Origin of the sequence: Streptomyces sp. NPDC059009 (assembly GCF_042740175.1) — a bacterium.
GTDB lineage: Bacteria > Actinomycetota > Actinomycetes > Streptomycetales > Streptomycetaceae > Streptomyces.
Window position 1 is genome coordinate 1 of sequence record NZ_JBHYJB010000015.1, and the last position, 25,480, is coordinate 25,480.

Here is a 25,480-nt window from a genome sequence, read left to right on the forward strand (position 1 = left end):
CCCCCTCCACGGCCGCGCGCACCTCCGGCTTGCGGACGCCCGTCAACTCGCGCAGGGTCTCCGCCAGTTGGGAGCGGACCGTGCGGACGGGCGTCAAGTGGGCGGCGGGGCTCTGCGGCACGAGGCCGACGCGGCGCCCGCGCACCGTGCGGGCGAGGGTCCGCTCGTCGGCGGTGAGCAGGTCGGTGCGGTCGAGGACCGCCGACCCCGCGGTCTCGGCGTTCTGCGGCAGCAGGCCGAGCAGCGCGGAGGCGAGCACGGACTTGCCGCAGCCGCTCTCGCCGACGAGGGCGAGGCACTCCCCCGCCGCGAGGTCGAACGAGGCGTCGCTGACGGCCCGTACGAAGGTGTCGCCGCGCATGCGGAAGCGCACGGAGAGGTTCCGGACGGAGAGGACGGTCGCGGCGGCGGGGGCAGAGGCAGGGGCGGTCACAGCATCAGCTCCGATCGGCGGCGCGGGTTGATCCGTTCCCGCCAGGCGCCCGCGAGCCCGGCGACGGCCAGGGTCGGCACGATGATGAACAGGCCGGGGAAGAGCGTCGGCCACCAGTCGCCCGCGAGCAGCGAGCCGCGCGCGGTCTGCACGAGGGTGCCGAGGCTCGCCTGGTGGGTGGGCAGGCCGAGGCCGAGGAAGGACAGCGCGGACTCGTGCCAGATGGCGTGCGGCACCATCAGGACGGCCGCGAGCCCGGCCTGCGGGAGCACGCCCGGAAGCAGGTGGCGCACCGTGACCCGCCACCGCGACGCACCCCCGGAGACCGCCGCGTCGATGTACGGGCGCGCGCGCAGCGACAGCACTTCGGCGCGGACGATGCGGGCCGTCGACAGCCAGTGCGTGAGCGCCACGGACACCACCACCGGCCATACGCCGGGCCGGAACATGGCGACGATGAAGATGCCGAGCAGCAGGTGCGGCACCGACGAGAAGACGTCGACGAGCCGCATCACGACGCGGTCCACCCAGCCGCCGAGCGCCCCTGCGAGCGCCCCCACGGCGGTGCCGATCACGGTGGCGACGACGGCCGCCACCACCCCCACGAGCAGGGAGACGCGCAGCCCGTACACGCAGCGGAGCAGCAGGTCGCGGCCCACGTCGTCGGTGCCGAACGGGTGTGCCCAGGAGGGCGGTCGGAGCTTGGCGGCGAGGTCCACGGCCTGCTCGTCGAGGTGCACCAGGGGCGGCACCACGAGCACGGTGAGGACGACGGCGGCAACGAGCACGGCCGAGGTGCGCACCCGCCACGCGCGCGTGGAGCGCCGTACGCCTCCTCGGGCGCGCCAGACAGTCGTGGTGTCAGCCATCGAATCCCACCCTCGGGTCGGCCAGGCCGTAGAGCAGGTCGGCCAGCAGGTTGCCCAGGAGCACCGCGACGGTGGCGAGCACGGTCAGGGCCGCGAGCAGCGGGAAGTCCACGGACGTCGCGGCCTGCACGGTCGCGGCGGCGATGCCCGGCCAGCTGAAGACGGTCTCCACCAGGAGCGCTCCGGTGATGAGTTCGGGCACCCGGGAGCCGACGAGCGTGAGCACCGGCAGCATTCCCGAGCGCAGCGCGTGCCCGAGCAGGATGGTGCGTTCGGCGAGCCCCCGCGCGCGGGCGCCACGTACGGGGTCGTCGCCGAGCGCGTCGCCCACGCCCTGGCGCACGTACAGGACGAACCAGGGCAGCTGGGACACCGCCAGCACCCCGGTGGGGAGCACCAGGTGGTGCAGGACCTGTCCGGCCGTGACGGTGGAGCTCGCCGTGTCCGTGAGTCCGCCCGCCGGCAGCACCCCGAGCTTCAGGGCGAAGAACCACACGGCGAGCAGCCCGAGCCAGAACGGGGGCGCGGCCTCCAGCGTGTAGGCGAGGGAGGTCACCGCACGGTCGAGCCAGCCGCCGGGGCGCCGGGCGGCCAGCACGCCGAGCAGGGCGCCGAGCACGATCGCCACGGCGAACGCGGTCGCGGCGAGCAGCACCGACCAGCCGACGCGCTCGCCGATGGCGTCGGCGACGGGCTGGCGCAGCGTGCTGGACTGCCCGAGGTCCCCGGTGGCGGCCGAGGTCAGCCAGTCCCACCAGCGGCCCACGAGCGGCTTGTCCACGCCGAGGTTGGCGCGCAGCTGGTCGAGGTTCTCCTGGGACGCGGTGAGCCCGGCGTTCCCGGCGTACGCCTTGACGGGGTCGAACGGGGAGAGCGCGGCGATCGCGAAGACCCCGAAGGTGACGGCGAGCAGGACGGGCACGGCGAACAGGGCCCGCCGTGCCGTCAGCCGCGCCATCGGCCCCCAAGGGAGCGCCCGGCGGGGGGACTTCACTTCTTCGTCTGCCAGTCCTCGACGTTCCACCACGGGCCGGAGGCGAGGCCGTGGTCGTGCGGCTCGACCTGCGTGCTCAGGTCGCCGTAGCCCTTGTCGACGACGTAGAGGTGGTCGATGTGGGTGAGGAAGGTGTAGCCGGGGTCCTTCATGAGCTCGCGCTGGATGGTGTCGTAGGCGGCCTTGCGCTTGGCGTGGTCGTCCGTCTCGCGGGCGTCCTCCAGTGCCTTGTCGACCGTGGCGTTCTTGTAGTGCGCCATGTTGTTGAAGCCGTCGCCCGCGAGCGCGGACTTCAGCATCAGGTACTGGTCGAAGTCCGGGTCGGCCGGGGCGCCGCCGCCCGCGAGGACCGCGTCCTTGGGCATGCGCGGCTCGATGACCTCCCAGGTGCCGGACTGCACCTCGACCTTGATGCCGAGCTTCTTGGCGTCGGAGGCGTAGGCGAGGGCGTGGTCCTGGCGGAGCTTGTCGCCGGTGAGGTACCAGAGCGGGAAGGTGGCCGTGACGCCGTCCTTCTCGCGGATGCCGTCCTTGCCGGGCTTCCAGCCCGCGTCGTCGAGGATCTTCTTCGCCTTGGCGAGGTCCTGCTTGCGCTCGGTGCCCTTGGTGAACCAGGGGCTGTCGGTCGGCACCGGCCCGTAGGCTTCCTTGCCCGCGCCCTCCAGGATCGACTTGACCATGGCGGCGCGGTCCACACCGATGTCGAGGGCGCGGCGGACGGCGGTGTCGCCCGCGACCTTGTTGCCGGTGGGCAGCGTCACGACGCGGTAGTCGAAGGTCTTGGCGGCGTACGTCTTCTTGTCGCCGTCGCCCTTGAAGGTCTTGGCGAGGTTGGGCGGCAGGATCGCGCCGTCGAGGTCGCCCGTGCGCAGGCGCGTGGCGCGGATGTCGTCGTCCTTGATGATCGCCATCGTGAAGTTCTTGATCTTCGGTGCGCCGCCCCAGTAGCCGGGGTTCGCCTTGAAGGTCAGCTTCTCGCCCTTGGACCAGTTCACCAGCTGGTAGGGGCCGGTGCCGACGGGCTTCTTGGTGAAGTCGCCGGTGTTCACGTCCTGCTTGCCCGCGATGTGCTCGGGCGCGATGGGCAGGACGGTGCGCTCGGCGAACGGCGCGTAGGGGTACTTCAGGTGGAAGACGACGGTGTCGGCGCCCTTGGCCTCGACGCTCTTGACGGCGTCGAGTTCGGTCTTGGAGGCGTTGTTGGTCTTCTTGTCGAGGATCGTCTCGTAGGTGAAGACGACGTCCTTGGACGTGAAGGGCTTGCCGTCGCTGAACTTGACGCCCTTGCGCAGCTCGTACGTGTAGGTCGTGCCGTCGTCGGTGACCTTGGGGAGCGCGGCGGCGAGCGCGGGCTTCAGCTTCATGTCGGCGTCGTGCGTGAGCAGACCGTCGAAGATCTTGGAGTTGCCGTCCTTGCCGAAGCCGAGGAGCGGGCTGAGGGTCTCCGGTTCGTACGCGATGCCGACGACCGCCGAGTCCTTCGCGCCGCCGGACCCCTCGCCGTCACCCGGCGCCGAACAGGCCGACGCGGCAACCGTCAGTGCGGTCGCCGTCGCGGCGACACCGGCTGCGCGTATCGATCGGGCCCTCATGCCACACCCCTACTGAAGATCAAACGTTATTGCGAACGGCTCGCAATTATGCCTCATGTAATGGGTGGGTAAAACGCGCAGCCCGTACGGGGTTCCGTACGGGCTGCGGGGCGGCGGGAGAGCGCCGCGCTCAGGGCGTCAGGAGAGCCTCAGGGCGCCTGGAGGTCGACCAGGGCGGCCAGTTCCTCCCGGTGGCGGCCCGCCGTGCCCAGCGCGATCGCGTCGGACTTGGCGCGCTTCAGGTAGAGGTGCACGGGGTGCTCCCACGTCATGCCGATGCCGCCGTGCAGCTGGAGCGCCTCCTCGGCGGCGTGCACCGCGACCGGGGCGGCGTACGCCTGCGCGAGGGCCGCGGCGAGGTTGGGCTCACCGCTGCCGGTCGCCAGGGCGTCGGCGGCGTGCCGGGCGGCGGCGCGGACGCCCACCGTCTCCAGCCAGAGCTGCGCGAGCCGGTGCTTGAGCGCCTGGAAGGAGCCGACGGGCCGGTTGAACTGGTTCCGCTCCTTCGTGTAGCGGACGGTCTCCGTCAAACACCATTCCGCGAGGCCGAGTTGCTCGGAGGCGAGCAGTCCCGCTCCTGCGCGGAGGCCGAGGCGCACCGCAAGGTCGGCCCGCTCCGCGTCGTCGACCAGCACGCGCGCGCGTGCCGCCTCGAAGGTGACGGTGGCGAGCGGCCGGGTGCGGTCGAGGGAGGTCTGCGGGGTGACGGTGACGCCGTCCTGGCTGGTGTCGACCGCGTAGAGGCCGCCGTCGGCGGGGACCAGGAGGACGTCGGCGACGCTCGCGTCCGCGATGCCGGTCAACTGCCCGTGCAGGGCACCGTTCTCGTGCCGTACGCGGGTGAAGGCACCTCCGGGGGCGGTGGCGAACCCGACCGCGAGCGCGCCGATGGTGCGCCCGGACGCGAGGCCGCCGAGCAGCTCGGCCGCCGCACCGCCCTCACAGATCAGCAGCGTCTCGGTGGCGATGACGGCGCTCGTCAGGAACGGCACGGGCGCGACCGCTCGGCCCAACTCCTCCAGGACCAGGGCGGCTTCGCGGTGCGAGGCGCCCTGTCCGTCGTGCTCTTCGGGGACGAGGAGGCCCGCGAGGCCCATCCCCTCCGTGAGCGCCTTCCACAGCTCGCGGTCGTGCGGGGCGTCCGACTCGCTGCGGGCGAGCACCGATGCGGGCTCGCAGTGGTCGTCGAGGAGGTCGCGGACCGCGGCGCGCAGCGCCTCCTCCTCTTGCGTGTACAGCAGGTCGCTCATCGCGCGAGGTCCTTCCAGGCGACGTCCTTGTCGGTGCGCGGCTCGGCGGGCAGGCCGAGGACGCGTTCGGCGACGATGTTCAACAGGACCTCGCTGGTCCCGCCCTCGATACTGTTTCCCTTGGCGCGCAGATAGCGGTAGCCCGCCTCGCGCCCGGTGAAGTCGACGAGTTCGGGGCGCCGCATCGTCCAGTCGTCGTACAACAGCCCTTCCTCGCCCATGAGTTCCACTTCCAGGCCGCTGATCTCCTGGTTGAGGCGGGCGAAGCCGAGCTTCATGCCGGAGCCCTCGGGGCCGGGCTGGCCCGCGACGAGCTGCTGGCGCAGGCGTTCGCCGGTGAGGCGGGCCACCTCGGCCTCGACCCAGAGCTTCACCAGGCGCTGGTGCAGGTCGTGGGTGCGCAGCTCGGGGCGTGCGCGCCAGGCGGCGGCGACCGGGCCGATCATGCCGCCCTCGCGCGGGATGCGCATGCCGCCGATGGAGACCCGCTCGTTCATGAGCGTGGTCTGTGCGACCTTCCAGCCGTCGCCGACGGGACCGAGGCGCCGGTCGTCGGGGATCCGCACATCGGTGAGGAACACCTCGTTGAACTCGGCCTCGCCGGTGATCTGCCGCAGCGGCCGCACCTCGACGCCGGGGTCGGTCATGTCGCACACGAAGTAGGTGATGCCGCGGTGCTTGGGCACGTCCGGGTCGGTGCGGGCGATGAGGATGGCCCAGCGGGCCAGGTGGGCGCTGGAGGTCCACACCTTCTGCCCGTTGACGACCCAGTCGCCGGTCGCCTCGTCCCGCACGGCCCGGGTGCCGAGCGCGGCCAGGTCGGATCCGGCGCCGGGCTCGCTGAAGAGCTGGCACCACACCTCCTCGCCGACCCACAGGGGCCGCAGGAAGCGCTCCTTCTGCTCGTCCGTGCCGAAGCCGAGGACGGTGGGCGCGGCCATGCCGAGCCCGATGCCGATGCGGCGCGGGTCGTTGTCGGGCGCGCCCGCGAGCTCCAGCTCCTCGTCCACGACGGCCTGCAGGGTCCTGGGCACCCCGAGCCCGCCGAGCCCCTCGGGGAAGTGCACCCAGGCGAGCCCCGCGTCGAAGCGGGCCTTGAGGAAGTCGAGGCGGCCGGTGGTCCCCGGCGGGTGCGCGGCGAGCAACTCCTGCGTACGGAGGCGCAGTTCGGCCTCGTCCATGACGGCCTTCGTCGTGGCCTTCTCGGCGTCGGTCATGCGGCGACTCCTTCCGGAACGACGGCGACCCGGCCGGTGGTGACACCGTCGGCGACGCGCTGCACGGCGGCGGCCGCGTCACCCAGGGCCACGCGCTCGCTGATCAGCGGCTTGATCGCACCCTTGGTCGCGAGCTCGGTCAGCTCCTCGTGGCAGCGTGCGATCGACCGCGGGTCCTTGGTGTTGTAGAGGCCCCAATGCAGGCCCACGATCGAGTAGTTCTTCACCAGGGCGTGGTTGAGGGCGGGCGTCGGGATGGCGCCGCTCGCGAACCCGACGACGAGGATGCGGCCCTCGAAGGCCACGCACTTGGCGGACTGCGCGTAGGCGGTGCCGCCGACGGGGTCGTAGACGACGTCCGCGCCCCTGCCGCCGGTGGCCTCCTTCACGGCGCCCACGATGTCGTCGGCGCGCCGGTCCAGGACCAGGTCGCAGCCGAGCTCACGGGCGACCGCCGCCTTGTCGGCTCCGCCGACGACACCGATGACCCTGGCGCCCGCGGCCTTGCCGAGCTGGACGGCAGCGCTGCCGACGCCACCCGCGGCGGCGTGCACCAGGAGCGTCTCCCCCTCCTGGAGGTGCGCACGCCGGTGCAGGCCGAACCAGCCCGTCTGGTAGCCGATATGCAGGGCGGCGGCCTCCGCGTCGCCGAGGGCGTCGGGCGCGGGCAGCAGGGCGGCGGCGTCCGCGACCGCGTACTCGGCGAAACCCCCGTACGGGAGCGCCGGGTTGGTGATGACGCGCCGCCCGTCCTCGATCTCGCCGCAGATCTCCACGCCGGGCGTGAACGGCAGCGTCGGCCTGATCTGGTACTGACCCCGGCAGAGCAGCGCGTCCGGGAAGTTGATGTTGGCGGCGCGGACCTTCACCAGGACCTGCCCCTCGGCGGGCACCGGCCGGTCCACGTCCGCGAGGCGCATCACCTCGCCCGGCTCGCCGTTCTCGTGCACTTGCCATGCCTGCATGCGGGGCCTCCACGGGCTGTCATCGACCGGGTTCCACCGCATACTAAGCGGTCGCTTGCCCCGAGGGGAACCGTGCGAGTGCCGGAATCGTCACGTCCCCGCCACAGCCACCGGGCGGCTCTTGAATCACATCCGGCGCGGAATCGACGCTGGTGGCACACGGAGACGCCGATACGCGGAGCCGCGGACACCCAGAGCCGCAGAGACCAGGCCCGCACGGCACACGACTCACCGGGGGAACCACCATGAACGCTCGCCACCGCTCGGCCACCTTGATCGCCGGCGCACTGACCGCCGCCCTCGCCCTCACCGCCTGCGGCGGAAACGGCGGCGAGGGAGCCGCGGACGGAAAGCGCGGCAAGGACGACAAGGCCGCCGCCTCGTCCACCGGGGCCAGGAACCTCGAGCAGAAGGCGCAGGTCCGGGGCGAGGAGTGCGGCTGGGAGAAGGGCGTCGGCATGTACTGCGGCCGCTACAAGGGCGACCGGTACACGGACTACGGGGACCGGGGCCTGCACGTGGAGGAGATCCAGCAACTGATCCTCCAGACCACGAAGTTCAAGGGGCACATGGTCGCGGACGGCAAGTTCGGGCCCGACACCCTGGCCGCCGTGAAGTGGTACCAGAGGACCCACCGGCAGGCCGGTGCCGCGGACGGCAAGGTGGGCCCCAGGACCTGGGCCGCGCTGCGGCAGAGCTGGGTCTGAGCCGCTCCCCCGCCGCCCCTTCGCCTGCCGCTCGTCCCCGCCCGCCTTCCGCTACTCGTCCCCGCCCTTCTTCGCGGGCCGCGCCCGCACATGCATCCGCTCGCCCTGCGGCCCGAAGAGGCTGATGAACTCCGCGCCCGTCTCCGGCGTGGCCCCGAACCAGTGCGGCACCCTGGTGTCGAACTCGGCGGCCTCGCCGGGCCCGAGCACCACGTCGTGCTCGCCGAGGATCAGCCGCACCTTCCCGGAGAGGACGTACAGCCACTCATAGCCCTCGTGCGTCCTCGGCTCAGGGGCCGGCTCGGTGCGGGCGGGCTCGATGCACTTGTACGCCTGGAGGCCGCCGGGCTGCCGGGTCAGCGGCAGCAGTGTGCGGCCGTGCCGGACGATCGGCTTGGCCCGCACCCGCGGATCCCCGACGGGCGGGGCCCCGACCAGTTCGTCCAGCGGGACCTGGTGGGCGCGGGCGATGGGCAGGAGGAGTTCGAGGCTGGGCCTGCGCCGGCCGGACTCCAGCCGGGAGAGGGTGCTCACGGAGATGCCGGTCGCCTCGGAGAGGCCCGCGAGGGTGGCGCCGCGCTCCTTGCGGATGTTGCGCAGCCGGGCGCCGACCTCGGCGAGGACGTGGTCCATCTCATCGGCCCCGGGTCCGGCGCCTTCGTCCGCGTGGGGGTGCGCGTGACTGTGCCCGTCTGCGTTCATGGACCCATTCCAGTTTCGGCAAACCCGTTTGTCAACGCCGCAGCGGGGCGGGGAGTGGAATCCCGTACGGGCATGGAGATTTCACGCCCGTCGCGCTACCGATGGCGCCCATGACGTACGACGACGAGGGCACCCAGCACGCCGGCCGCGCCCTGCCCGGACTCCCCGCCCCGCCCCCGCCCGGCGTGAGCGCCCTGCCGCCCGGCACCTATGACGGGCAGGTGGTCCTGGTCACCGGGGGCGGCACGGGGCTCGGCAAGGCGATCGCGGCGGAGTTCGCGCGGCTCGGGGCGGACCTGGTGATCGCCGGCCGCAAGGAGGACCGCCTCAAGGCCGCGCGGGACCAACTCGCCGCGCTGGGCGGGAAGGCGACGGCCGTGCCCTGCGACATCCGGGACCCGGAGCGGATCGTGGAGCTCTTCGACGCGGCGGAGGCAGCCCACGGCCTCCCGGACGTCCTGGTCAACAACGCCGCCGCCAACTTCCCCGTACCGGCCGAGGAAATGTCGCCCAACGCGTGGCGCTCGGTCGTGGACATCACCCTCACCGGGACGTTCCTGGTGACGCGCGAGTTCGCCCGCCGCCATCTGGCGGCGGGCGCCCCCGGCTCGGTGATCGACATGGGCGCCTCCTACGCCTGGACCGGCGGGCCGGGCTTCGCACACAGCGCGGCGGCGAAGGCCGGGGTGAAGTCACTCGTGGAGAGCCTCGCGGTGGAGTGGGGCCCGTACGGGATCCAGGTCAACGGCCTGGTGCCGGGCCTGATGCCGCACGAGGACATGACCGCCGACATCCGCGCGAACCTCGACCGGGCGAGCGGCGACAGGGGCGACGACGATCACGGTGACGGCCTCGACCGGGCCCGCGACCAGGACGCCCGCCAGCCCGCCCTGCGCGCCGGCGCCCCGCGCGAACTCGGCTGGGCCGCCACCTTCCTGGCCTCCCCGTACGCCCGCTTCATCACCGGTCACACCCTCGTGGTGGACGGGGCGAACTGGCAGCGCCGGGGGCTGGTGAGCCCGCCGGTGGTGACGGTGCGGGAGCAGATGGGGCGCGGGCCGTTCGCACCCTGAACCCCCAACTCCCTTGTGAGGGGCGTCACATCGGGCCCATGTCACAGACGGGCCGTCTTCTTCCATCTGGTGGTCGTCAGCAACGAAGCGAAGCAGCAAAGGGGCCCGGCGATGAGCCACCAGCACGAAGTCGGCACACACCGCGTACTGATCCTGGGCGCGGGCTACGCGGGCATGGCCGCGGCGATGCAGCTCGCTCCCCGCACCAAGGGGCGCGGCGACGTCCAGGTGACCCTGGTGAACCCGCAGGAGCGGTTCACGGAGCGGCTGCGACTGCACATGACGGCGACCGGGCAGCCGCTCCCCGAGTTCAGCATCCCGGAGCTGCTCGCGGGAACCGGCGCCCGGTTCGTGCGCGGCTGGGTGACCGCCGTCGACGCGGACGCGCGCACGGTGCGGATCGACGACGACCGGGTGCTCTCCTACGACACCCTCGTCTTCGGCGTGGGCAGCGTCGCCGACACGGCCGCGGTGCCGGGCGTCGAGGAGCACGCGCACACCCTCGACTCCGCGCAGGACGCCGGGATTCTCGCCGACCGGCTCGCGCGGCTCGGCCGCGGCACGGTCGTGGTCGGCGGCAGCGGGCTCACCGGCGTCGAGTCGGCGGCCGAGATCGCCGAGCGGCACCCGGAGCTGAGGGTCGTGCTGCTGGGGCGGGGGGAGGTCGGCGCGTCCCTGCGGCCGAAGGCGCGGGCGTATCTGCGGGCCGCCCTCGACCGCCTGGGCGTCGAGGTGCGCGAGGGGGTGGAGGTCGCCAAGGTGCTGCCCGACTCGGTCGAACTGGCGGGCGGGGAGAGCATTTCCGCCGACGCGGTGCTGTGGACGAGCGGGACGCGCGTGTCGCCGCTGGCGGCCGCGGCCGGGCTGACCGTCGACGAGCGGGGCCGCGTCGTCACCGACGCCGCGCTGCGCTCGGTCTCGCACCCGGAGGTGTACGCGGTGGGCGACGCGGCCGCGATCCGGCAGGGCTACGGCGTCATGCACGGCACCTGCCAGGGCGGGATGCCGACCGGGGTGCACGCCGCCCTGTCGGTCCTGCGCGAGCTGAAGGGCAAGCGGCCGAAGCCGTTCCGCTTCGGCTACTACCACACGCCGGTGAGCCTCGGCCGCGGCGACGGCGTGGTGCAGTTCACACACCCCGACGACAGCCCGAGAAGGATCTTCCTCACCGGCAGGACCGCCGCCCGGTATAAGGAGTTCGTGACAGCCTCTCCCTGGCCGACGTACGGCCGCATGAAGAAGATGCCCTCCTCGGGCGCGTTCTGGCCGCACGGCGGCCGCTTCACCCGCACCCACCGCACCCACCGCACCCACAAGGACGAGCAGTGACCGGCCCCGCCCCCGCCGACCCCTTCCACGAGCATCGCACCCTGCTGTTCTCGGTGGCGTACCGCATACTCGGCTCGGCCGCCGACGCCGAGGACGCGGTGCAGGACGCCTGGCTGAAGTGGTCGGACGCCGACCGCTCGCACGTGGCCGACCCGAAGGCGTACTTGTCGCGGATCGTCTCCAACCTCGCGCTGGAAAGGCTGCGTTCCACGCGCCACAAGCGGGAGACGTACGTCGGCCCGTGGCTGCCGGAGCCCATCCTCACCACCGGCGACACCGCCGACGCCGTCGCGGACGCCGAGACGGTCTCGACGGCGATGCTGGTGGTCCTGGAGACGCTGAGCCCGCTGGAGCGGGCGGTGTTCGTCCTGCGGGAGGTCTTCGCCTTCAGCCACGCCGAGATCGCCGAGGCGGTGGAGCGGTCGGAGGCGGCGGTACGGCAGGCCGCGCACCGCGCCCGTGAGCACGTGCAGGCCCGGCGGCCGCGGTTCGCGGCGGACCGGTCGCGGCAGCGCCAGGTCACCGAGCGGTTCTTCGCGGCGGCGACCGGCGGGGACGTCAACTCCCTGATGGAGCTGCTGTCCCCGGACGTCACGCTGTGGACCGACGGCGGCGGCAAGGTGCACCAGGCGCTGCGCCCGGTGGTGGGAGCGGCCACGGTCGCGGGCTGGTTCGCGGCGATGGGCACCGTCACCTATCAGGGCGTCGCGCCGGCCGACATGAAGGCCGAACTCGTCGAGCTCAACGGCGGCTTGGGCCTGATGTTCAGCGCCCCGGACCGGGTGATCGCCACGGTCACGTTCGACTTCGACGCGGAGGGCCGCATCACCACCCTCCACAACGTGGCCAACCCGGACAAGCTCCGGGCCGTCGGGGCGGGCACTGCTCTCCGGCTCGGGCAGCGGTGACCCGGGGGCGGCGGCATCCGCCCGGAGTCACCGCCCCCCGGAGCCACCGCCCCCCCCCGGAGTCACCGCCCTTCGAAGCTCGCCGCCCTGCGCGCCGCCTTCGCCGCGTACCCCTCGCGGACGTCCTCCGACGCGAGGGTGAGCGCCGCGGTCATCGCCACCTGGTCGAGCGCCTCGGCCAGGCCGGCGTCGGCGTAGGCGTCGATGTCCCGCTTGATGCCCTGGACGGCGAGCGGCGCGTTGCCCGCGATCTCGGCCGCCACGGCACGGGCGGACGCACCCAACTCGTCCTCGGACACCAGGAGTTGGACCAGGTGGAGGCGCTCCGCCGTCGCCGCGTCGACGCGGCGCCCGGTGAGCGCGAGGAGCTTGGCCCAGCCCGCGCCCGCCTCGCGCGCGACGCGCAGGTCGCCGCCCGCGTCGACGGCCACGCCGAGCTGCGCCTCGGGCAGCGCGAACACCGCGTCCCGCGCCGCGATCCGCACGTCGGCCATGAGCGCGAGCTCGAAGCCGAAGCCGAGGCAGTAGCCCTGGACGGCGGCGACCACCGGCTGGGGCAGGCCCGCGAAGGCGCGGAAGCGCTCGTGCACCCAGCGGATGCCCTCGTAGTAGTTGCGGGTGCGCTCGGCGCCGGAGCGGCCGGTGATCGCGCCGCCCGGCGCGGTGACGTCGATGCCCGCGCAGAACGCCCGGCCCTCGGCGCGCAGCAGCACCACCCGGATCGAGTCGTCGAAGCGGATCCGGTCGGCGAACAGGCCGAGTTGGCGGGTGGACTCCCAGCTCCAGGCGTTGAGCCTGTCCGGTCGGCAGAGGGTGAGGACACCGATGCCGTCCTCGACGTCGAGGCGGAGGCGCTCGGTGCCCTCCGGGATGTCCGTGCCGGTCGTGTCGATCATCCAGCCCCCATGGACCCTGCCGCCGCCAGTTACTGATGGGGCGTCAGGTTACGGGGGTCGGGTCACCGAGTGAAGACCTCGAACGCGACCGCGGGCCGCCCGCCGAAGCGGGGCGCGACCGCCTCCGCGTGGGCGGTGAGGAAGGACCGGCAGTACTTCTCGGGGTCCTCCTGGGTCAACACCTCGATGTAGGTGCGGTGTTCGAGGAGCGAGCGCACGGAGCGCTCCAGGCCCGGGCCCGCGTCGGCGGCGTGCGTCGGCTCGGTGGTCCCGGCGACGGCCACCCAGCGCACCCCGTCCCACGGCTCAAGGCCCTGTTCCTCGATCAGCTCGGGGAAGATCCAGCGGTTGCCCGCGTCGGCGGCGGCGTCCAGGGTGGCGCGGCCGACGGCCACGTGGTCCGGGGTGTTCCAGGCGACGCCGCCCCAGGTGTCGCGGTAGTTGAGGGTGATGAGGAGCTCGGGGCGGTGCCTGCGGATGGCGGCGGCGATGTCGCGGCGCAGCGCCGTCCCGTACTCGATGACGCCGTCCCGGTGGTCGAGGAACTCGACGGTGCTCACGCCGACGACGGCCGCGCTGGCCCGCTGCTCCCGCTCGCGCAGCGGCGCGCACTCGGCGGGCGGCAGGGTGTCGATGCCCGCCTCGCCTCGGCTGGCGAGGAGGTAGGCGACCTCGCGGCCGCCGTCGGTCCAGGCCGCCACGGCCGCGGAGCAGCCGTATTCGAGGTCGTCGGGGTGGGCGACGACGGCGAGGGCCCGCTGCCAGTCCTCGGGCATGGGCTGCAGCTGGGCGGGGGTGGAGCCGGCGTCGGCGCCGGTCTGCGGCTCAGTCATGGCGGCAGCCTAATCACCCGGTACGGGGTGTTCGCGGGGAGCCTCGGCTTCCGCTCACGGAGTCCCGGGTTCCGCCCGCGGACCCTTCGACTCCGCTCACGGGCCCTTCGACTCCGCTGCGGCAGCCTTCGGTTGCGCCCGCGGCCCCTTGGGTTCCGCTCGACCGGCCGGGCCGAGGAGCGCGCGCAGGCGGCCGGGGGCGAGGCCCGTCTGCGCGCGCAGGACCCGCGTCATGTGGGCCTGGTCGGTGAAGCCCACCTCGGCGGCGAGCAGGCCGAGCTCCCGCTCGCCGTCGAGCAGCCGCTCCAGGGCGGCGGCGAGCCGCAGACCGCCCCGGTACCGGGCGAGCGTGGTGCCGGTGACCTCCCGGAAGACCCGACTGAGGTGGTACGGGGAGCAGTTGAGCTCCTTGCCGAGCGTCGCGAGGTCCAGGCGGTTGTCGGCGGCGAGGGCCTCGCGGGCGTCGCTCGCGAGGCGGCGCCGTGCGGTGCGGGTCGCGGGCAGCCCGGCGGCGACCCGCTCGGGAGCGAGCCGGGCGAGCACGCCGACCGCCAACTCGCCGGTGCGTTCGGCGAGTTCGAAGGAGTCGGCGCCCGCGCGGGCGGAGGCCAGGAGCAGCCGGTGGGCCAGGGCGGCGTCGGGGGTGGTGCGGACGAAGCCCTGGGGGACGGTGGGATCGCCGCCGAGACAGGCGGCCAGGGCGGGCTCGGACAGCACGATCTCCGTGAAGACGTCACCGCCGTGCGGGTGCGCGAACTGCTGCTCCCCGCCGATCCGTTCCACGAAGACGGTGGTGGGGTCCATGACCTGCTCGACACCGTCGACCCGGGCCCGCACGAAGCCGCTGCGCACCAGGACCAGTCCGAAGACGGGCGCGGGCCCGAGCGGGCCCCAGCCGTGCGGCGGGTCGACGCAGCGCACGTCCGCGAGGTACAGGTCGGCGCCGCTGAGCAGGGTGTGCCGGTCGGCCGCCATCGCCGCTCCTCCCCTGCGCCGGGCACCGGACTCCGGCCGCCTGGGCCCGGAGGCTTGCGGGGCCGTGCGCCCCCTGAGCAAGAAGGTACAAGAATCCCCCGCCGCCCTCTCCCGAGGATTCCTCCAACTCATCCCTTACGAAGGTGTGTTGGAGTCTCCATGACCGTTCCCCGGAAGTCGCCCCTGCCGCGCAGGCGGCTGCTCACCGCCACGGCCGCCGCCACCGGGGTCGCGGCCCTGCCCGCCTGGACGGCGCCGCCCCGGCCCGTGGGCGGTGGCCTGGAGGTCCTGGCGCTGCTCGACGCGGAGGGTCCGTTCCCGCGGCCCGCCCGGCCGACCTTTCCCGGCGCGACGGAGGCCGACTGGGCGCGCGCCCGCCGCCTGGACCCGGCGGCGTTCGGGCCCGACGACGCCTGGCTGCTGGCCTTCCGCTGCTTCGCGGTGCGCCGCCCCGGCGGCCGGGTCACGATCGTCGACACGGGCGTGGGCCCGGCGAACAGCCCGGCCGCGCCCTGGGCGCCGGTACCGGGAAGGCTCCCCGAGGTCCTCGAGAGCGCCGGGATCGACGTACACGACGTCGAGGCGGTCGTCCTCACGCATCTGCACGAGGACCACTACGGCTGGGCCGTCCTGCCCGGCGGCGAGCCCCTCTTCCCCGACGCCCGCCACCTGGTGCAGCGCACCGAGCTCGCGGCGCTCGCAGACGGCGACCCGGCCCAGTCGTACGTCGTCGAACCGCTGCGCCGGGCCGGGCAGTTGCACGCCGTGGAGGGCCGCCACCAGCTGCGGGGGCGGGGCGGGCGGCTCACGCTCCTGCCCACCCCCGGGCACACACCCGGCCACCAGTCGGTGCTCGTCGAGGGCGGCCGCAGGGACGTGGTGATCACCGGGGACGCCCTGGTGCACGCCGTGCAGCTGGCCGCGCCGGACGTGGCGTACGCCCCGGAGCGGGACAAGGAACAGGCTCGTGCCTCGCGCCGCGAGCTGTTCGCGACGGCCCGCGAGCGGCACGCCCTGCTCGCGACGAGCCACCTCAACCAGCCCTTCACCGAAGCGAGTTGGGGCCCCGACGCCTAGGACCTGTCCAGCGGATCTTGCCGCGGTCGCGGGCGGCACAGCTCGGAATCATGCGGCCTGATCCGCCGGACAGGCCCTAGGCTTCGCCGCGCACCAGGGCGAGCAGCCGGTCCAGGACGCGCCCTCCGCTCACCCGCAGCCCGTCGTGCTCGTACTCGTCGGTGACCCAGGTGCGCAGGCCCTTGACGGCGCGGGCCGTGTCCAGGGAGTGGGCGGTGTCGACGTACAGGTCGTCGTGGTAGACGGCGGCGGCCACCGGGACCTCGTTGGCGGCGAGGCGGGCGGCGTCGTAGAGCGGGGTCCAGTCGGTGCGCGCGGCAAGCAGATCGGCACTCTCGCGCAGCGGGCGCAGGGCCGGGTCGCAGTCGAACTGCCAGGGGTGGACGGTCTCCCCGGTGAACTGCAGGGGCGCGTCACCGGCCAGTGCCTTCGCCGCGTCGAACGCGGGGAACTCGGCGCGCACCCGGTCGGCCGCCCAGGCCGTGGGACGCGCGTCCTGCCCGTAGATCGTCTCGTGCAGGACGGCGTACAGCGGGCGCCCGGCGTAGGAGAGGGCGGCGTGCGCGGCTTCCTGGAAGGCGTCGGAGAGGGCGGGCCCGGAGGGGGTGCGGACGAGGGCGTCCTCGAGGAGGTAGTGGAGACGGTGGCTGCCGTCACCCGTGCCGAGGAGGATGCCGAGGGACTGGAAGGCGGGGACGGTGAGGCGGTAGCCGCTGTTCAGGACGGGCTCGTGCTCGGCGAGGTGCGCGGCGATGCGGCGGGCCCGCTCGATGTCCTCGGGGTAGCGGGCGTAGTGCGCGGCGACCTTGCGGGCCATGCGCGGGTAGGCGGCGCGGTAGACGTCGTCGGCGTGCGCGTCGAGGCTCGGCAGGCCGCCGGTGATGAGCGCGGCGCTCAGGCCCTCGGGCGCGACGGACAGATAGTGGGTGGCGCAGAAGCCGCCGAAGCTCTGGCCGAGGACGGTCCAGGGGGCGCCGCCGGTGAGCCGGGCGCGGAGGGCCTCGCAGTCGCGGACGATGGCGTCGGCGCGGAAGTGCGCCAGGTAGTCGGCCTGTTCACGGGGGCCGCCGCGCAGGGGCAGGGTCTGCCGGGTGGCGGGCGTGGAGGAGCCGGTGCCGCGCTGGTCGAGGAGGAGCACCCGGTAGTCCTCCAGGGCCCGGCCGAGCCACGCCTCCTTGCCCGCGAACCGGTTCGCTGCGCAGCCGGGGCCGCCCTGGAGGTACAGCAGCCAGGGCAGATCGCGGCCCTCGTTGCCCGCGGCCACCGCCTCGCGCGCGAACAGCTCGATGTGCTCGCCACCGGGCCGGTCGTGGTCGAGGGGCACGGAGAAGCGGTGGTCGGTGAGGACGACGCCGGGCTGGCGGAAGGTGACGGGCACGGTGCTCCTGGGCGGGACGGGACGGAACGGCGGACGAGCCGCGGACGACGGACAAGCCGTGACGACGAACAAGCCGCTGTGGCGGACGGTGCGTCCCAGTTCAGCACATCTGTCCCAGCCGCCTGCCGGGGCCCCGGTGGGCGGGTACGGGCTGCCTGCCTGGGCCCGGTCGACGGGTACGGGCTGCCCGCCAACACCCCACTCAGCAAACACCGACCGCCCACCGGGACCCGGTCAGCGCGGAGCCGCTCCGCTCGGTGGTGGACGCGAGCGACCCCGCCTTTCTGGCGCCCGGCCGGATGCCGCAGCGGCTGGCGGAGGCGTGCCGCGCCTCGGGGCAGCCCGCGCCACAGACGCCCGCCGCGACGGTGCGCTGCGTCCTCGACTCGCTCGCCCTCGCCCACCGCCGGGCCATCGCCGACGCACACCGGCTGACCGGGCGGTCCGTCGACGTCGTCCACCTGGTCGGCGGCGGCGCCCGCAACGGCCTGTTGTGCCAACTGACCGCCGACGCCTGCCGGATACCCCTGCTCGCGGGCCCGGCCGAGGCAGCGGCCGTCGGCAACGTCCTGGTGCAGGCGCGGGCCCACGGACTCGTGGCGGACCGGTCCGAGGCACGCGCCCTGGTGGCGCACGCGCTGCCGCCCGTGCGGTACGAACCACGCGGCGACGAGCAGGCGTGGCGGGCGGCAGAGGACCGGCTGCTCCGTCGCCTCCCGTAACGCGGGGTCCGACGCGTACGCTGCATCCATCCGATGATCGACGAGGAGGAACCGCGATGCGTGTCGCCCTGTTCCTGACCTGTGTCAACGACACGCTCTATCCGGACACCGGCCGCGCCGTGGTGAAACTGCTGACCAGGCTGGGAGTTGAGGTGGACTTCCCGCAGGCGCAGACCTGTTGCGGGCAGGCCCACTACAACACGGGCTATCGCCATCAGGCGGAGCCGCTCGCCCGGCATTTCTCCGATGTCTTCGGTTCGGGGGCGTATGACGCGATCGTGACGCCGTCCGGCTCCTGCGGGGCGATGGTCCGTGAGCTCTACCCGCGCATGGGTGAGCGGGCGCGCGCGGAGGGGCGCGGCGCAGGGCTCGCGACGGCCGTGGCGCCGGTGGTGCCGAAGACGTACGAGCTGACGGAGTTCCTCGTCGACGTGCTCGGCGTGACGGACGTCGGCGCGTACTACCCGCACCGCGTGACGTACCACCCGACCTGCCACGGCCTGCGCTCCCTCGGTCTCGGCGAGCGGCCGACCCGGCTGCTGGCCACAGTGAAGGGGCTGGAGCTGGTGGAGCTGCCGGGCGCGGCGGAGTGCTGCGGCTTCGGCGGGACGTTCGCCGTGAAGAACCCCGACGTCTCGGCGGCGATGGGCGCCGACAAGGTGCGCAGCGCGGTCTCGACGGGCGCGGATGTGCTGTGCGCCGCCGACAACTCCTGCCTGATGCACATCGGCGGCACCATGTCGCGGCTGCGGGTGGGCATGCGGCCGGTGCACCTCGCGGAGATCCTGGCGAGCACGGAAGAGGAGCCCCTGGCATGAGCGGCACGTTCGTAGGCATGCCCGCCTTCCCGAAGGCCGCGCACGACGCCGTACGGGACACGACACTGCGCGCCAACCTCCGGCACGCCACCCACACCATCCGCGACAAGCGGGCCCGCGCCGTCGCCGAGCTCGACGACTGGGACCGGCTGCGCGAGGCGGGGCGGCAGATCAAGGACCACACGCTGCGCCATCTCGACACATATCTCGTGCAGTTGGAGGAGTCCGTCGTACGGGCGGGCGGCACCGTCCACTGGGCGGCCGACGCCGACGAGGCCAACCGGATCGTGACCGAGGTCGTCCGGGCCACCGGCGAGACCGAGGTGGTCAAGGTCAAGTCGATGGCCACGCAGGAGATCGGGCTGAACGAACACCTGGAGGCCGAGGGCATCCACGCGTACGAGACCGATCTCGCCGAGCTCATCGTGCAGTTGGGCAAGGACCGCCCCTCACACATCCTGGTCCCGGCCATCCACCGCAATCGGGGCGAGATCCGTGACATCTTCGCCCGCGAGATGAGCGAGTGGGGCCGCCCGGCGCCCGACGGTCTCACCGACACCCCGGCCGAGCTCGCCGAGGCCGCCCGCCTTCACCTCCGGGAGAAGTTCCTGCGCGCCAAGGTCGGCATCTCCGGCGCCAACTTCATGGTCGCCGAGACCGGCACGCTGGTCGTGGTCGAGTCCGAGGGCAACGGCCGCATGTGTCTCACCCTCCCCGAGACCCTCATCTCGGTCGTCGGCATCGAGAAGCTGGTGCCGACCTGGCGCGACCTGGAGGTGTTCCTCCAGACGCTGCCGCGCTCCTCGACGGCGGAACGGATGAATCCGTACACGTCGATGTGGACGGGCACCACCGGCTCCGACGGCCCGCGGGACTTCCATCTCGTCCTGCTCGACAACGGCCGCACCGACACCCTCGCCGACGAGGTCGGCCGCCAGGCCCTGCGCTGCATCCGCTGCTCGGCCTGTCTGAACGTGTGCCCGGTGTACGAGCGGGCGGGCGGCCACGCCTACGGCTCGGTCTACCCGGGCCCCATCGGAGCGATCCTCAGCCCTCAACTGCGGGGCACCGCGAGCGAGATCGACGCCTCGCTGCCCTACGCCTCCTCGCTGTGCGGCGCCTGCTACGAGGTGTGCCCCGTCGCCATCGACATCCCCGAGGTCCTGGTGCACCTGCGGGAGCGGGTCGTGCAGGGCGGCGAGGTGACGCGACAGGGGGTGAAGGTGCGCCTCAAGCCCGCCAAGGGCCACGCCGCCGAGCGGGCGGCGATGCGCGCGGCCCGCTGGACGTTCAGCCACCCGAGGGTCCTCGGCACCGGCCAGCGCCTGGCGTCCCGCACCCGGCACCTCCATCCGCGCACGGTCCCGGGACCCGGCCGGGCCTGGACGGCGACGCGCGACCTGCCACGGGTCCCGGCGGAACCGTTCCGCGACTGGTGGCAGCGGACGAACGGCGGAAAGGACACAGCTGAATGAGCAGCAGGGACGTGGTCCTCGGCCGGGTGCAGCGGGCGCTCGGCGGTCCGAGCGGCACCCCGACGACGTACGACACCGACATCGACCGGGGCTATCTGCGCGAGCACGGCTCCCGCTCGACCGAGCAGACGGTGGAGCTGCTTGCCGAGAACCTGGCGGACTACCGGGCGATCGTGCACCGCTGCACGGACGCGGAGCTGCCGGAGGTACTGATGCGCCTGCTGGCCGAGCACGGCTCCCGGACCGTGGTCGTGCCCCCGGATCTCCCGGCGTACTGGATGAAGGCCGTCGACGCGACCCGCGTCCACGACAGGGCCGCGGACACCCCCGCCGCTCTCGACCGGGCCGACAGCGTCGTCACCGGCTGCGCCGTCGCCGTCGCCGAGACCGGCACGATCGTCCTCGACGGCTCCCCCGACCAGGGCCGCCGCCGCATCACGCTCGTGCCCGACCACCACATCTGTGTGGTGCGGGTGCCGGAGCAGGTCGTCTCCTCCGTCCCGCAGGCCCTCGAACGGCTCGCTCCGGTCCGCCCACTGACCTGGATCTCGGGCCCGTCCGCGACCAGCGACATCGAGCTGGACCGGGTCGAGGGGGTGCACGGTCCGCGCACCCTGGAGGTGGTTCTGGTGAGCGGGGAGTGAGCGGCGCGGTTACGTTGAGGGCATGATCCGGTTCGAGCAGGTGACCAAGCGCTACCCGGACGGCACCACGGCCGTGGACGACCTGTCCTTCGAGGTCGCCGAGGGCGAACTGGTCACGCTCGTCGGCCCGTCCGGCTGTGGCAAGACCACGACGATGATGATGGTCAACCGGCTCATCGAGCCGACGTCGGGCCGCATCTTCGTGAACGGCGAGAACATCGCCGAGGTCGACCCGGTCAGGCTGCGCCGCCGCATCGGGTACGTCATCCAGCAGGTCGGCCTCTTCCCGCACCGCACGATCCTCGACAACACGGCGACGGTGCCCGCCCTGGTGGGCTGGAAGCGGGCGAAGGCCAGGGCGCGCGCCGCCGAACTCCTCGACCTGGTGGGCCTGGACCCGAAGACCTTCGGCTCCCGCTACCCCGACCAGCTCTCCGGCGGCCAGCGCCAGCGCGTCGGCGTGGCCCGCGCCCTCGCCGCCGATCCCCCGGTGCTGCTCATGGACGAGCCGTTCGGCGCCGTCGACCCGGTGGTGCGCGAGCGCCTGCAGAACCAGTTCCTGGACCTCCAGCAGAAGGTCCACAAGACGGTTCTGATGGTCACGCACGACATCGAGGAGGCGGTGCGGCTCGGGGACCGGGTGGCGGTGTACGGGGAGGGGCGCATCGAGCAGTTCGACACCCCGGGCGCGGTGCTCGGCACGCCGTCGACGCCGTACGTGGCGGAATTCGTCGGCGCGGACCGCGGCCTCAAGCGACTGTCCGTCACGGAGATCCAGACCGACGACCTGGAGCAGCCGCCCGTGGCCCGCCTGGACGAGCCCGCCGCCCAGGCCGCGGCCCGGCTGCGCGAGGAGGACGCCCGCTGGGCCGTGGTCCTCAACGAGGAGCGGGAGCTGCACGGCTGGGTCGGCGTCGACGAGGTGGCGCTCGCGGGCGAGGGCGGCACGGTGGGCGACCTGGCCCACCGCATGAACTCGTGGGTGCCGCTGGGCGCCCCGTTGAAGCAGGCGTTCGGCGTGATGCTGCAGCACGACGCGGGCTGGGTCGCCGTCCTGGACGGCGCGCGTTTCCTCGGCGTGCTGACCCCGGCGAAGCTGCACGAGGCGCTGCGGCGCTCGGTGGACGCGGACGCGCAGGGCGTGGCCCGGGACGAGGTGGAGTTCGACTCGGTGGCCGACGCGTAAGCGCTCCGCGGGACGTGTGGCTGCCTGCTCCGGCACCCGGGAATGCGCCATCGTCCCCGGGCCGTTGCCCCTGGAGAGTCGATCTTGGGCGCGAGCAGCGAGGTAGCAGATGACGATTCTGGTCACCACCCCGAACGGCGGCGTCGGACGCCACGTGGCGGCGGCGTTGCGGGACCGCGAGGACGTGCGTTTCCTCGTCCGGTCGCAGTCGGGCGTCGAGGCGCTCGGGCCGGTCCGCGGTGAGGTCTTCCGCGGGGACGCCACCGACGCCGACGACGTGCGTCGCGCGGTCGCGGGGGTGCGCCGGCTCTACCTCGCGCATCCCTTCGCCGAGGACCAGGTGGCGGCCGAGACCGGGCTCGGTCTCGCGGCCCTCGACGCGGGAGCGCGGCGGATCGTGAAGCTGGGCGCACGGGCGTTCCGCGGCGCCGGGACCGTGCCCGACGCCGTCACGGGTGCCCATGACGCCGTCACCGCGCGGCTGCGCGACGCCGGTGTGCCCGAGCTGTCCGTGCTGCAGCCCGACCGCTTCCTGCAGAACTTCCTCCCAGCCGCCGCCTCGATCGCCGAGGGCACGCTGGCCGACCCGGCCGGGTCGGGCGCCCGGGGCTATGTGGATGTGCGGGACATCGCGGAGGTCGCGGTCGCCGAGCTCCTGGCGGACCGTCCGGTGGGCGGCGAGATCGAGCTCAGCGGGCCGGACTCCCTCACCCTGGCGGAACTCGCCGCTCAGTTCGGCGCGGCCCTCGGGCGTCCGGTGCGGCACGTCGACGTCCCGCTGGACGAGGCATGGCGGGCGGGGCTGGCGGCACGTGGTGTCAGCCCGTGGCTGGTCGACGGGCTGCACGGCCTGTACGCCAACTACCGGGGGGAGGGCGTCGCGGGGCTCGGCGACGGGGTCCGGCGGGTGCTGGGCCGCGCTCCGCGTTCGGCCGCGGACTTCGCGGCCGACCAGCTCGCGCCCGCCCTGGCCTGACCGGGTTCCACCGGTTCCCCCCTGGACCAGCCTCTCAACCAGCCGGCTGAACCAGCCCCTTCTCCTCCAGATAGTTCCGCGCCACGTCCTCCGGGAGCCGGCGCCAGCTGTCGACTTGCTGGTTCATCGATGCCAGGTCCGCCGTCGTCAGGACGGAGTTGAGGCGGCCGAGGGCCGCGGCCACGCGTTCGCCGCCCGCGCGGGAGCGGTTGACCACGGGGACGATGTAGTCCGCGTTCTGGAGGTGCTTGTCGTCCTCCAGGAGCACCAGGTCGAACTGGCCGAGCGTCGCGTCGGTGGTCGTGGTGAGGACCATCTGGTCCTGGCCGCTCTGCACGGCCTTCTTGGCCTGGGTGGTGCCCACGCCCTTGGGGTCGACGCCGGTGATGTCGATGCCGTACACCTTCTTCAACCCCGGGGCGCAGTAGGGGCGTTGCACGCACTCGTCGCCCGCGGCGAGCCGCACCTTCAGGCCCGACCTGCCGAGGTCGCTGAGGGTCTTGAGGTGGTGTTCCTCGGCGTACGAGGCGGCGACGGCGAACGCGTTCTGGTCGACCGCCCTGCCGGGGTCGAGGACGGTGAGGCCGCGCGGGGTGGCGAGGCGGCGCAGGGCCGCCATCGTCTTCTCCAGGTCGGGGGAGCCGACGGGCGGCGCGTCGGCGCCGTTCTTCTTGGCGTTGAGCCAGTCCGCGAAGGTCGCGGCGTATTCGGGGACGACGTCGATCTGGCCGGACTCCAGGGCGGGTTCGTACAGCTCCCGGTTGGCGACGGAGAGGATGTCGGTGCCGTATCCGGCCTTCTTCAGGAGCAGCGCGTACATCTGGGCCAGCAGGTCGCTCTCGGTGAAGCCCGCCGAGCCGACCACCAGGTGCTTGCTGTCGCCGGGCGGCGCGGTGACGGCGTCCCGGTTCTCCAGGGAGGGTCCGGAGCCGCAGCCCGCGAGGACGGTCAGCGCGGCCGCGACCAGGATCGGTACCAGGCGCCGCTTCATCCCGTCCCGTGCCGGACTCTGCCTCATTCCGCCGCCCTCCCCCGCGCCCATCCCGGCGCGAGCCGCTCCGCGACCTCGAAGATCCCCTCGACGAGCAGCGCGAAGGCCGCGACGAGGACCGCCCCAGCCACCACCTGCGGGGTGCTGGCGAGGTTGAAGCCCGCCGTGATGATGCGGCCGAGCCCGCCGCCGCCCGCGAGCGCCGCGATGGTGGCCGTGGCGACGAGCTGGACGGCGGCGATCCGCACCCCGTTGAGGATCAGCGGCAGCGCCAGGGGCAGCTCGACGCGCCGGAGCATCTGGCCGCCCGTCATGCCCATGCCCCGCGCGGCCCGCACCACGTCCTGGTCGACGGAGCGCATCCCCACGTACGCGTTGGTGAGCAGCGGCGGCACCGCGAACAGGACCAGGGCGACGACGGTCGGCCCCTCGCCCCAGGTGCCGATCGGGGTGAGCAGGAGCAGCACCAGGACCGCGAAGGTGGGCACGGCGCGGCCGATGTTGGAGATGTTCACGGCGAGCGCCCCGCCCTTGCCGAGGTGGCCGAGGACGAGGGCGATGGGCAGCGCGATCAGACAGCTCAGCAGCAGGCAGACCACGGTGAGGACGAGGTGCTGGGTGAGCCGGTGCCAGATGCCGTCGTCGCCCGCCCAGTGCGCGGAGTCGGTGAGCCAGTCCCAGGCGTCGGTGAGGGTCTTCATACGGGGGCCGCCTTCGGGTCCGTGCCGGTCATGAGCGGCTCGCTCTCGTCCAGGGAGTGAGGAGGCGCTGTACGCCCAGGAGCAGGAGGTCGGCGGCGATCGCGATGACCACGCAGAGCACGGACGCGGTGAGGACCTGCGCCTTGAAGTACGTGTTCATGCCCGCGTAGATCAGATTGCCGAGGCCGCCGAAGCCGACGATGGCGCCGACGGTGACGAGGGAGACCGCCGAGACGGTGGCGATGCGCAGCCCGGCCATGGCGGCGGGCAGGGCGAGCGGCAGCTCCACGGCGAGGAGCAGCCGGATGGGGCCGTAGCCCATGCCGCGGGCGGCCTGCCGGGTCTCCTCGGGGACGGCGCGCAGCCCGGCGAGGATGTTCCGGACGAGGAGGGTGAGGGAGTAGAGGACGAGGCCCGCGACGACCAGGGAGGCGGAGAGCCCGTATGCGGGCAGGAGCAGCGAGAACATCGCGAGCGACGGGATCGTGTAGAGGATCGTCGTGACCGCGAGGACCGGGCCCGCGGCGAGCCGCCAGCGGCGGGCGACGACGGCCAGCGGCACCGCGATGACCAGGGCGATCAGCACGGAGACCGCGGTGAGCTGGAGGTGCTGGAGGACCGCGTCGAGGAGGATCTGGCGGCGGGTGCTCAGATAGTCGCCGCAGATCCACTCGTTGCGCGCGAGGCAGTCGTCCGGGGGCGCGGTCACCCGTCCATTCCAGCGCTGCGGGCGGGTGACGGCGCGTATTGCTGGCCCGTACGGGGGCCG

The 25,480-nt window shown here is 73.3% G+C and carries 25 protein-coding genes and 1 pseudogene; 11 read left to right on the top strand and 15 right to left on the bottom strand.

The annotated features are described in order from the left end of the window. The 7 genes from ACFWYM_RS16935 to ACFWYM_RS16965 all read right to left on the bottom strand — a co-directional run. The coding region (locus tag ACFWYM_RS16935; protein ID WP_384837130.1) for an ATP-binding cassette domain-containing protein at positions 1–361 on the bottom strand (361 nt) is incomplete at its 3' end. A gap of 68 nt (positions 362–429) precedes the next feature. Continuing rightward, positions 430–1,302 carry an ABC transporter permease gene (locus tag ACFWYM_RS16940; RefSeq protein WP_384836741.1) on the bottom strand — a complete coding sequence of 291 codons (873 nt, stop codon included), beginning with the start codon at positions 1,300–1,302 and terminating at the stop codon, positions 430–432. Further along, positions 1,295–2,260 (bottom strand): ABC transporter permease, encoded by a 966-nt coding sequence (locus ACFWYM_RS16945; protein WP_384836744.1) that lies wholly within the window; start codon positions 2,258–2,260, stop codon positions 1,295–1,297. The genes ACFWYM_RS16940 and ACFWYM_RS16945 overlap by 8 nt, the downstream gene beginning before the upstream one ends. A gap of 32 nt (positions 2,261–2,292) precedes the next feature. Beyond that, on the bottom strand, positions 2,293–3,888 hold the full coding sequence (locus tag ACFWYM_RS16950) for an ABC transporter substrate-binding protein (protein WP_384836746.1): 1,596 nt from the start codon (positions 3,886–3,888) through the stop codon (positions 2,293–2,295). A gap of 149 nt (positions 3,889–4,037) precedes the next feature. Continuing rightward, complete coding sequence (locus ACFWYM_RS16955; RefSeq protein WP_384836749.1) at positions 4,038–5,138, bottom strand: acyl-CoA dehydrogenase family protein; 1,101 nt, start codon at positions 5,136–5,138, stop codon at positions 4,038–4,040. Continuing rightward, positions 5,135–6,319 carry an acyl-CoA dehydrogenase family protein gene (locus tag ACFWYM_RS16960; protein ID WP_384837133.1) on the bottom strand — a complete coding sequence of 395 codons (1,185 nt, stop codon included), beginning with the start codon at positions 6,317–6,319 and terminating at the stop codon, positions 5,135–5,137. The genes ACFWYM_RS16955 and ACFWYM_RS16960 overlap by 4 nt, the downstream gene beginning before the upstream one ends. A 32-nt stretch (positions 6,320–6,351) precedes the next feature. Beyond that, on the bottom strand, positions 6,352–7,320 hold the full coding sequence (locus ACFWYM_RS16965) for an NADPH:quinone oxidoreductase family protein (RefSeq protein ID WP_384836752.1): 969 nt from the start codon (positions 7,318–7,320) through the stop codon (positions 6,352–6,354). A 245-nt stretch (positions 7,321–7,565) separates the two neighbouring features. On the opposite strand from ACFWYM_RS16965, the gene ACFWYM_RS16970 reads away from it, so the two are divergent. After that, positions 7,566–8,027 (top strand): peptidoglycan-binding protein, encoded by a 462-nt coding sequence (locus tag ACFWYM_RS16970; RefSeq protein WP_384836755.1) that lies wholly within the window; start codon positions 7,566–7,568, stop codon positions 8,025–8,027. A 51-nt stretch (positions 8,028–8,078) separates the two neighbouring features. Here ACFWYM_RS16970 and ACFWYM_RS16975 read toward each other — a convergent pair whose 3' ends face one another. Continuing rightward, positions 8,079–8,660, bottom strand: coding sequence for a helix-turn-helix domain-containing protein (locus ACFWYM_RS16975; RefSeq protein WP_384837137.1), 582 nt, complete (start codon positions 8,658–8,660; stop codon positions 8,079–8,081). A 179-nt stretch (positions 8,661–8,839) separates the two neighbouring features. Between ACFWYM_RS16975 and ACFWYM_RS16980 the strand changes: the two genes are divergently transcribed. The 3 genes from ACFWYM_RS16980 (at position 8,840) to ACFWYM_RS16990 (ending at position 12,039) form a co-directional block, all read left to right on the top strand. After that, a complete protein-coding gene (locus ACFWYM_RS16980; RefSeq protein WP_384836758.1) occupies positions 8,840–9,802 on the top strand; it encodes an SDR family oxidoreductase in 963 nt (320 codons plus the stop codon). 111 nt (positions 9,803–9,913) lie between these two features. Then, on the top strand, positions 9,914–11,131 hold the full coding sequence (locus ACFWYM_RS16985) for an NAD(P)/FAD-dependent oxidoreductase (RefSeq protein ID WP_384836761.1): 1,218 nt from the start codon (positions 9,914–9,916) through the stop codon (positions 11,129–11,131). Continuing rightward, on the top strand, positions 11,128–12,039 hold the full coding sequence (locus tag ACFWYM_RS16990) for an RNA polymerase sigma-70 factor (protein ID WP_384836764.1): 912 nt from the start codon (positions 11,128–11,130) through the stop codon (positions 12,037–12,039). The genes ACFWYM_RS16985 and ACFWYM_RS16990 overlap by 4 nt, the downstream gene beginning before the upstream one ends. A 62-nt stretch (positions 12,040–12,101) precedes the next feature. Here ACFWYM_RS16990 and ACFWYM_RS16995 read toward each other — a convergent pair whose 3' ends face one another. The 3 genes from ACFWYM_RS16995 to ACFWYM_RS17005 form a co-directional block, all read right to left on the bottom strand. Beyond that, positions 12,102–12,935: an enoyl-CoA hydratase/isomerase family protein gene (locus ACFWYM_RS16995; protein ID WP_384836767.1), complete on the bottom strand. Its 834-nt coding sequence runs from the start codon at positions 12,933–12,935 to the stop codon at positions 12,102–12,104. A 62-nt stretch (positions 12,936–12,997) separates the two neighbouring features. Beyond that, positions 12,998–13,768, bottom strand: a complete 771-nt coding sequence (locus ACFWYM_RS17000; protein ID WP_384836770.1) for a PIG-L deacetylase family protein — start codon at positions 13,766–13,768, stop codon at positions 12,998–13,000. A 96-nt stretch (positions 13,769–13,864) separates the two neighbouring features. Continuing rightward, positions 13,865–14,743 carry a helix-turn-helix domain-containing protein gene (locus tag ACFWYM_RS17005; RefSeq protein WP_384836773.1) on the bottom strand — a complete coding sequence of 293 codons (879 nt, stop codon included), beginning with the start codon at positions 14,741–14,743 and terminating at the stop codon, positions 13,865–13,867. Between the two features lie 159 nt (positions 14,744–14,902). Here ACFWYM_RS17005 and ACFWYM_RS17010 point away from each other — a divergent pair, with 159 nt between their 5' ends. Next, complete coding sequence (locus tag ACFWYM_RS17010; protein ID WP_384836776.1) at positions 14,903–15,820, top strand: MBL fold metallo-hydrolase; 918 nt, start codon at positions 14,903–14,905, stop codon at positions 15,818–15,820. Positions 15,821–15,896: 76 nt separating this feature from the next. Here the strand turns inward: ACFWYM_RS17010 and ACFWYM_RS17015 are convergent, their stop codons facing one another. Continuing rightward, positions 15,897–17,198: an alpha/beta fold hydrolase gene (locus tag ACFWYM_RS17015; protein WP_384836780.1), complete on the bottom strand. Its 1,302-nt coding sequence runs from the start codon at positions 17,196–17,198 to the stop codon at positions 15,897–15,899. 224 nt (positions 17,199–17,422) lie between these two features. On the opposite strand from ACFWYM_RS17015, the pseudogene ACFWYM_RS17020 reads away from it, so the two are divergent. The 6 genes and pseudogenes from ACFWYM_RS17020 to ACFWYM_RS17045 all read left to right on the top strand — a co-directional run. After that, a pseudogene (locus ACFWYM_RS17020) lies at positions 17,423–17,920 on the top strand (FGGY-family carbohydrate kinase); the annotation flags it as partial. Between the two features lie 56 nt (positions 17,921–17,976). Beyond that, positions 17,977–18,738 (top strand): (Fe-S)-binding protein, encoded by a 762-nt coding sequence (locus ACFWYM_RS17025; RefSeq protein ID WP_384836783.1) that lies wholly within the window; start codon positions 17,977–17,979, stop codon positions 18,736–18,738. Continuing rightward, entirely contained in the window at positions 18,735–20,213 is a 1,479-nt protein-coding gene (locus tag ACFWYM_RS17030; protein WP_384836786.1) for a LutB/LldF family L-lactate oxidation iron-sulfur protein, read from the top strand. The genes ACFWYM_RS17025 and ACFWYM_RS17030 overlap by 4 nt, the downstream gene beginning before the upstream one ends. Further along, on the top strand, positions 20,210–20,857 hold the full coding sequence (locus tag ACFWYM_RS17035; protein ID WP_384836789.1) for a lactate utilization protein C: 648 nt from the start codon (positions 20,210–20,212) through the stop codon (positions 20,855–20,857). The genes ACFWYM_RS17030 and ACFWYM_RS17035 overlap by 4 nt, the downstream gene beginning before the upstream one ends. Before the next feature lie 22 nt (positions 20,858–20,879). Then, positions 20,880–22,043, top strand: coding sequence for an ABC transporter ATP-binding protein (locus tag ACFWYM_RS17040; RefSeq protein WP_384836792.1), 1,164 nt, complete (start codon positions 20,880–20,882; stop codon positions 22,041–22,043). A gap of 109 nt (positions 22,044–22,152) precedes the next feature. Continuing rightward, entirely contained in the window at positions 22,153–23,019 is an 867-nt protein-coding gene (locus ACFWYM_RS17045; protein ID WP_384836795.1) for an NAD(P)H-binding protein, read from the top strand. A 34-nt stretch (positions 23,020–23,053) separates the two neighbouring features. Here the strand turns inward: ACFWYM_RS17045 and ACFWYM_RS17050 are convergent, their stop codons facing one another. From ACFWYM_RS17050 to ACFWYM_RS17060, 3 genes are read right to left on the bottom strand one after another with little or no spacing between them, the layout of a single operon-like run. Further along, positions 23,054–24,010, bottom strand: a complete 957-nt coding sequence (locus ACFWYM_RS17050; RefSeq protein WP_384837140.1) for an ABC transporter substrate-binding protein — start codon at positions 24,008–24,010, stop codon at positions 23,054–23,056. 23 nt (positions 24,011–24,033) lie between these two features. Beyond that, entirely contained in the window at positions 24,034–24,711 is a 678-nt protein-coding gene (locus tag ACFWYM_RS17055) for an ABC transporter permease (protein ID WP_384836798.1), read from the bottom strand. Between the two features lie 28 nt (positions 24,712–24,739). Beyond that, a complete protein-coding gene (locus tag ACFWYM_RS17060) occupies positions 24,740–25,420 on the bottom strand; it encodes an ABC transporter permease (protein WP_384836801.1) in 681 nt (226 codons plus the stop codon). Between the last annotated feature and the right edge of the window lie 60 nt (positions 25,421–25,480).

Bases quoted from the DNA above. Each gene is read 5' to 3' on its own strand.
- ACFWYM_RS17005 (WP_384836773.1), bottom strand. From the start codon at position 14,743: ATGGCGGCCGACCGGCACACCCTGCTCAGCGGCGCCGACCTGTACCTC.
- ACFWYM_RS16985 (WP_384836761.1), top strand. From the start codon at position 9,914: ATGAGCCACCAGCACGAAGTCGGCACACACCGCGTACTGATCCTGGGC.
- ACFWYM_RS16960 (WP_384837133.1), bottom strand. From the start codon at position 6,319: ATGGACGAGGCCGAACTGCGCCTCCGTACGCAGGAGTTGCTCGCCGCG.
- ACFWYM_RS17040 (WP_384836792.1), top strand. From the start codon at position 20,880: ATGATCCGGTTCGAGCAGGTGACCAAGCGCTACCCGGACGGCACCACG.
- ACFWYM_RS17055 (WP_384836798.1), bottom strand. From the start codon at position 24,711: ATGAAGACCCTCACCGACGCCTGGGACTGGCTCACCGACTCCGCGCAC.
- ACFWYM_RS17000 (WP_384836770.1), bottom strand. From the start codon at position 13,768: ATGACTGAGCCGCAGACCGGCGCCGACGCCGGCTCCACCCCCGCCCAG.
- ACFWYM_RS16975 (WP_384837137.1), bottom strand. From the start codon at position 8,660: ATGGACCACGTCCTCGCCGAGGTCGGCGCCCGGCTGCGCAACATCCGC.
- ACFWYM_RS17035 (WP_384836789.1), top strand. From the start codon at position 20,210: ATGAGCAGCAGGGACGTGGTCCTCGGCCGGGTGCAGCGGGCGCTCGGC.
- ACFWYM_RS17010 (WP_384836776.1), top strand. From the start codon at position 14,903: ATGACCGTTCCCCGGAAGTCGCCCCTGCCGCGCAGGCGGCTGCTCACC.
- ACFWYM_RS16940 (WP_384836741.1), bottom strand. From the start codon at position 1,302: ATGGCTGACACCACGACTGTCTGGCGCGCCCGAGGAGGCGTACGGCGC.
- ACFWYM_RS17045 (WP_384836795.1), top strand. From the start codon at position 22,153: ATGACGATTCTGGTCACCACCCCGAACGGCGGCGTCGGACGCCACGTG.
- ACFWYM_RS17025 (WP_384836783.1), top strand. From the start codon at position 17,977: ATGCGTGTCGCCCTGTTCCTGACCTGTGTCAACGACACGCTCTATCCG.
- ACFWYM_RS16995 (WP_384836767.1), bottom strand. From the start codon at position 12,935: ATGATCGACACGACCGGCACGGACATCCCGGAGGGCACCGAGCGCCTC.
- ACFWYM_RS16955 (WP_384836749.1), bottom strand. From the start codon at position 5,138: ATGAGCGACCTGCTGTACACGCAAGAGGAGGAGGCGCTGCGCGCCGCG.
- ACFWYM_RS17030 (WP_384836786.1), top strand. From the start codon at position 18,735: ATGAGCGGCACGTTCGTAGGCATGCCCGCCTTCCCGAAGGCCGCGCAC.
- ACFWYM_RS16970 (WP_384836755.1), top strand. From the start codon at position 7,566: ATGAACGCTCGCCACCGCTCGGCCACCTTGATCGCCGGCGCACTGACC.
- ACFWYM_RS16980 (WP_384836758.1), top strand. From the start codon at position 8,840: ATGACGTACGACGACGAGGGCACCCAGCACGCCGGCCGCGCCCTGCCC.
- ACFWYM_RS16950 (WP_384836746.1), bottom strand. From the start codon at position 3,888: ATGAGGGCCCGATCGATACGCGCAGCCGGTGTCGCCGCGACGGCGACC.
- ACFWYM_RS16945 (WP_384836744.1), bottom strand. From the start codon at position 2,260: ATGGCGCGGCTGACGGCACGGCGGGCCCTGTTCGCCGTGCCCGTCCTG.
- ACFWYM_RS17050 (WP_384837140.1), bottom strand. From the start codon at position 24,010: ATGAAGCGGCGCCTGGTACCGATCCTGGTCGCGGCCGCGCTGACCGTC.
- ACFWYM_RS16965 (WP_384836752.1), bottom strand. From the start codon at position 7,320: ATGCAGGCATGGCAAGTGCACGAGAACGGCGAGCCGGGCGAGGTGATG.